The 4548-nt window shown below is 57.6% G+C and carries 4 protein-coding genes and 2 pseudogenes; 1 reads left to right on the top strand and 5 read right to left on the bottom strand.

Going from position 1 to position 4548, the window contains the following annotated elements; genetic code table 11:
• A pseudogene (locus tag K289_RS47275) lies at positions 1-299 on the top strand (IS5/IS1182 family transposase); the annotation flags it as partial.
• 4 nt (positions 300-303) lie between these two features.
• Here K289_RS47275 and K289_RS47270 read toward each other — a convergent pair.
• The 5 genes and pseudogenes from K289_RS47270 to tnpB form a co-directional block, all read right to left on the bottom strand.
• A complete protein-coding gene (locus K289_RS47270; protein ID WP_051311355.1) occupies positions 304-1098 on the bottom strand; it encodes a nucleotidyl transferase AbiEii/AbiGii toxin family protein in 795 nt (264 codons plus the stop codon).
• Positions 1088-1726: a hypothetical protein gene (locus tag K289_RS0140485; protein ID WP_245284147.1), complete on the bottom strand. Its 639-nt coding sequence runs from the start codon at positions 1724-1726 to the stop codon at positions 1088-1090. Before K289_RS0140485 ends, K289_RS47270 begins: the two co-directional genes overlap by 11 nt.
• Before the next feature lie 774 nt (positions 1727-2500).
• Positions 2501-3019 (bottom strand): annotated as a pseudogene (locus tag K289_RS50025) (transposase); the annotation flags it as partial.
• A gap of 670 nt (positions 3020-3689) precedes the next feature.
• On the bottom strand, positions 3690-4136 hold the full coding sequence (locus K289_RS52020) for a transposase (RefSeq protein ID WP_371260919.1): 447 nt from the start codon (positions 4134-4136) through the stop codon (positions 3690-3692).
• Between the two features lie 164 nt (positions 4137-4300).
• Positions 4301-4548, bottom strand: a 248-nt coding sequence (gene tnpB, locus K289_RS47260) for an IS66 family insertion sequence element accessory protein TnpB (protein ID WP_035687988.1), incomplete at its 5' end; no start/stop codon positions are given.

The raw sequence follows: 4548 nt of genomic DNA, 5'->3' as shown, positions 1-4548 counted from the left end.
GCGGCCACAACTACCCGCATCGGTTCAGGGTCTGGATCTCGGGTCAGGTCCGCCGTGTCACGGCTTCCATCCGGCGTGAGATGAAGCGTCGCGCGGCTGTCGAGCCTGTCATCGGTCACGTCAAGGCCGAGCACCGCATGGACCGCAACTATCTCAAGGGACGCCTCGGCGACCGCATCAACGCCGTCCTTGCAGCTGCCGGCTACAACTTTGGCCTGCTCCTGCGATGGCTCGCAGGACTCTTGCGCGCCCTTATCCGACAGCTCGCCGAAACTGTCCCGGCTCAAAAGATCGCTTAAATCACTACTCGCCCGCGTTCTTCACGGGGGACTGCTTATGTTGCTTGTATTCTTCCGTGCCGATGAAGTCCTGAACTTCCTTGTGCTGGAGCAGTTCGTAAACGTCGTAGTAGTGGCGCATGAACCCAACGGGGTCGCTCCCGTCCGCCTGCTGCTTGCGGACTTTCGTCGAGATCGCTTGTAGCTTTTCGACGAAGGTGTAGCCAGGATCGTAGCAAGGCACGCCCTTCGCGCTGTTGTCGATAATCTCCACGTTGCTGGCGACAGCACGGGCATACAGCCAGGAGCAGATATCCTTCGGTGTGTTCGGAGCGATCTTGTCGAATCCAGCCTCAAGCAGGACTCCATCCCGGAGCCCATCCATCCGCTGTGTGATGCTCTTATAGCTGAGCCGGATGCCCCCGTTGCGATAGTCCGGGACATCATCGAACGCCGTATCGCGTTGGACTTTGATGATTCCGTCAATCTTGATGGTCTGGGCAAGCCAATCGAAGAAGTCTTTACGTGACTTGATATGCGCTGGCTTGTCATGGTTCTTGCCGGTCTTCACGTCCTGGCCGGCCGGAGGCTCGATAAGAATATCGATGTCCTCTGAAAACCGGCCAATGATGCCATGCCCTCTCGACAGGGATGTGCCGCCCTTTAGCTGGAAGGTAAAGCCGAGCTGCTGAAGACCGTAGAGGCAATGCATGATCCAGTAGTCTTTTTCGACCAGTGCTGGATCAATACCCTTTTCTTCCGCCACGATTCGGATCAGGTCCGCAAATTGCGCGTGATTATGGAGGAAATCAGCCGGCATGCAGTTCGTTCGCTCCTAACGTACGATTGAAGAATTTCTTCGTTCGTTCGTTGCCGTACGCTCGAACCGCACGATGTAAACGCCGTCGATCCGTCGACGCCGCCCGTTGCTTTACGCGCTCCAGAACCTCTTCCTTGGCTTCGGCGAGTTGATCGAGATTGTTGACGAGATCAACAAGCAGGAATTCCGGAGTCAGTGACTTCGGAAAGCGCGGCTTCACGCGAAAGGCAAACTTGCGATTGCCGAGCTGAAACTCGCCGTGACGCTTGTGGTTATAGACCACCGTCTTGTCATAGAGCTGCGTCGTTCCCACGCCGAGGCTGTTATAGGCATTCGGCGAAGCAAGCAGGAACGCATCATCCTTCAGGAACGCGCACACGACATCCTTGTCGGAGGCCGGGGCCGGACCGAACACAGTCTCCTTCGGATAAACATAGAGACCGCCCGAAAGCTTCTTGAGCGTACCGCTCTCAACCAATTGCTTGAGATGCCGGTCAACAGACGTCGACCAGCGGGCCAGATCCGCCCGTCGGTAGGCTTGGCCTGGTTTCAGATGGCGTTTGAATTCCTCAAGCTTCGTCATGTTTGCAATATAGGTCCGAAAGGCCCCAGACGCAAGTAATTTCATTGAAAAATCATGCAATAATCTTGTTATCAATTTGATATTATGCTTGTTTTGAAAATCTAAATTATGGAGAATTCGGATCGAACAATAAGCCGATCCGGATCCCCCGATGGCCGCCCGAATGCACTGCCGATTTCTTTCAGGTCAGGATTGAGCCCGTTGTTCGGAACGAATAAGAGTGACGTGCGCTGGAAATTTCTTGCCCCAAAGGCATTGCGCTAGTGGTTGCTCGGCCGCCTGACGTCAATGACATCGAGGGTCTCGAACGGATAAAAAGCGAGCGCGAGAAGCACGGATAAGGCTCAATTCGGCACTCGGCGCCAAGGTGAAGCCGGCCAGCCGAGCCGGTCCGGCGTCGCGAAAAGACGTCATCGAAGCCTTGAGCTTGTCGATGCGGTTCGCCCCGAAGATTTGGAAATGGCCGCCAAGTCGTTGAAGCTGCTCCCAGGCCGATTCTTCAAAATGCCACCTGGAATCGTTCTATAGTCGAACGAATTTTGATCTACGAGACGTAGGTTCGAATTCCGTCGCCCATACTATTGCTACACGTGTCAACGTTACAACGTCTTGAAGCTGTTCTGCAGCTTGCCGACCGAGTACATCGTGCCGGCAAGAAAATGCAAGTCGTAGCCGATCATCCGACTTGGCGGTCAGCCTCCGTCTGAACCTCCAGCAGCGGCGTCTCAAGGCTCAATATTTCCGGCATTGCCTTGCCTGCGATCGCCTGCAAGTCACCCACCATGCCGAGCGGCTCCAGAGACCAGGCTGAGACGAACTCTTCGCTGCCGCGCGGGCGCGAACGAGATCGCGCATCGCCTCGTGGCCTTCATCGGGAACCCATACCGCCGTCAGTTCGCCGGCGCGCAGCAACCGGGCGAGAGAAACGGCGTCCCGGCGGTTCGTCTTCACTCGATCGCCGGGCTTCCTTGGGATCAACGATGGCGCCACCACCGTGCATTCGTGGCCGAGCGACCGGATCAGACGATAAAGGCCATAGCCCGTCGGGCCGGCCTCGTAACAGAAGTGGACGCGGTCAAACCGGCTGGCGATCCGCACTATAACGCGGCGCATGTTGACGGCCGAAGCATCGACTTCACCGAAGAAGCGAACCTCTCCCTCCCGGCCTGCCTCCGCAATCGCGACGGCATTTCTCAGTTTGGCGACGTCGATTCCAACAAATGCTTCCCTATAATCCGCCACGGCTCGTCCTCCTGTGATGAGGATCGGCTCGGACCGCCCGAGCAACCCTCGGACGCGCAGTGTAGGGCGAGCCACCTTACCGGCAGAGACGGACATACGGTCTTGCCCTTCCGTGTCGTCTCGAAAAGCTTCTGGACCGCCGCCGCCTGGGGAGCATCGGCCGCCCCACCGCTGCATCCCACTTATCGCCGGAACACGGGTGGAGCTTGAGATAGACGTCCTTTAGAACGCCAGCGTTGCCTGCGCGGACAAGCTCGGTCTCGAGCGAATAGTCATTGATGACGACATCGAGGAGATCCGCTGCCCCCAAAGCCGACGGCAAGAGCCTCGAGATCGCGTCTACTCGTTGCCGCTCTCCCGACGCACCTTGCGTTGCCCCCGTTGTCGGGGTTTGTCGCGTCCGCGACACGGTGATGTTCGGCCGGCGTACCGCCGCACTCTCAGTTAAGCCGTTGGATAAAATACAGAACGGCTTTTCTTGTACTCTTCCTGCGCAGTTGGCACGAGTCTTGAATTTCCCTCTTTCGCCATCGCAGCGGCTGCCGACCGGCATCGATTCGCGCATCCTCTTATCTGAAAAGGAGACGAAAATGACGATCGATACATCGATCTACAGTGTAACCGAACTAACTCCCGAAGAGGCATCTGCGACTTCGGGAGGGATGTTTTGGGGAGTCGTTTTTGGACTAGCAGTCCTTGCAGCTACAGCTGCAGCGAAAGTGATATCGTCTAAGATACACGGCTAAGGCATTAAAGCGTGATGGCATTAAGTTCGATAGCCTGAATTTTTGAGGTAGTTGGCGCATTCCACGGAGGTGAAGGCATCGAGTGCATGGCCGATTGCGGCGCAGACCGCGTCGACGGTTCGCGTGGCAGCTTTGCGGAGCAGGTGCTTGAGCTTGGCAAAGACCTGTTCGATCGGGTTCAGGTCGGGCGAGTATTTTGGCAGGAAGAAGAGTTTGGCACCGACCGAACGGATGAGTTGGCGAACTGCCTTGCTCCTGTGGCTGCCAAGGTTATCCAAGATGACGATATCGCCGGGGCGAAGGACGGGTAGAAGCACCTTCTCGACATAGGTGCGAAAGCTCGCCGCAGGCGCATCGTCGTTGGCCTGCACGGGCAACGTGGCGTCGGTATCGAGATCGCCCAGCTCAAGAGCGAGTTGCTCGTCCACTAGCACCGCAAGTCGCTCCGAGCGCTTCCCAAAGATCATCTCCTTGAGCGTCTGCATCGCCACACGCAGCTTCTCGTTCTCGGCGTCAAGCGCGAGCACCATCTCGGTCAGAGCTGACGGATCGGTCGGGAGAGCCTCGGGGCGAATCGCCATGACCAGACGATACATCCGCGCGCCACAGGCTCCAGCGAAATCCCCACCTCTCAGCCGACAACGGCCGGCTGCTTCACAGGCTTGGGTGAGACACGCGTCCACTCAAGCCCGTCGAGCAGCATCGCGAGCTGCGTCGCACTCAGATGCACCACGCCGTCGCGGATCGGTGGCCAAGTGAAGCGTCCCTGGTGCAACCACTTCGTCACCAGCACCATGCCGCTGCCGTCCCACGCCAGAAGCTTCACTCTGTCCATGCGCTTGCTGCGGAACACGAAGACGTCACCGCAATACGGGTTCG

Source organism: Bradyrhizobium sp. Cp5.3 (assembly GCF_000426265.1).
Classification (GTDB): Bacteria; Pseudomonadota; Alphaproteobacteria; order Rhizobiales; family Xanthobacteraceae; genus Bradyrhizobium; species Bradyrhizobium neotropicale.
This window is presented reverse-complemented; position numbering and strand designations above follow the sequence as displayed.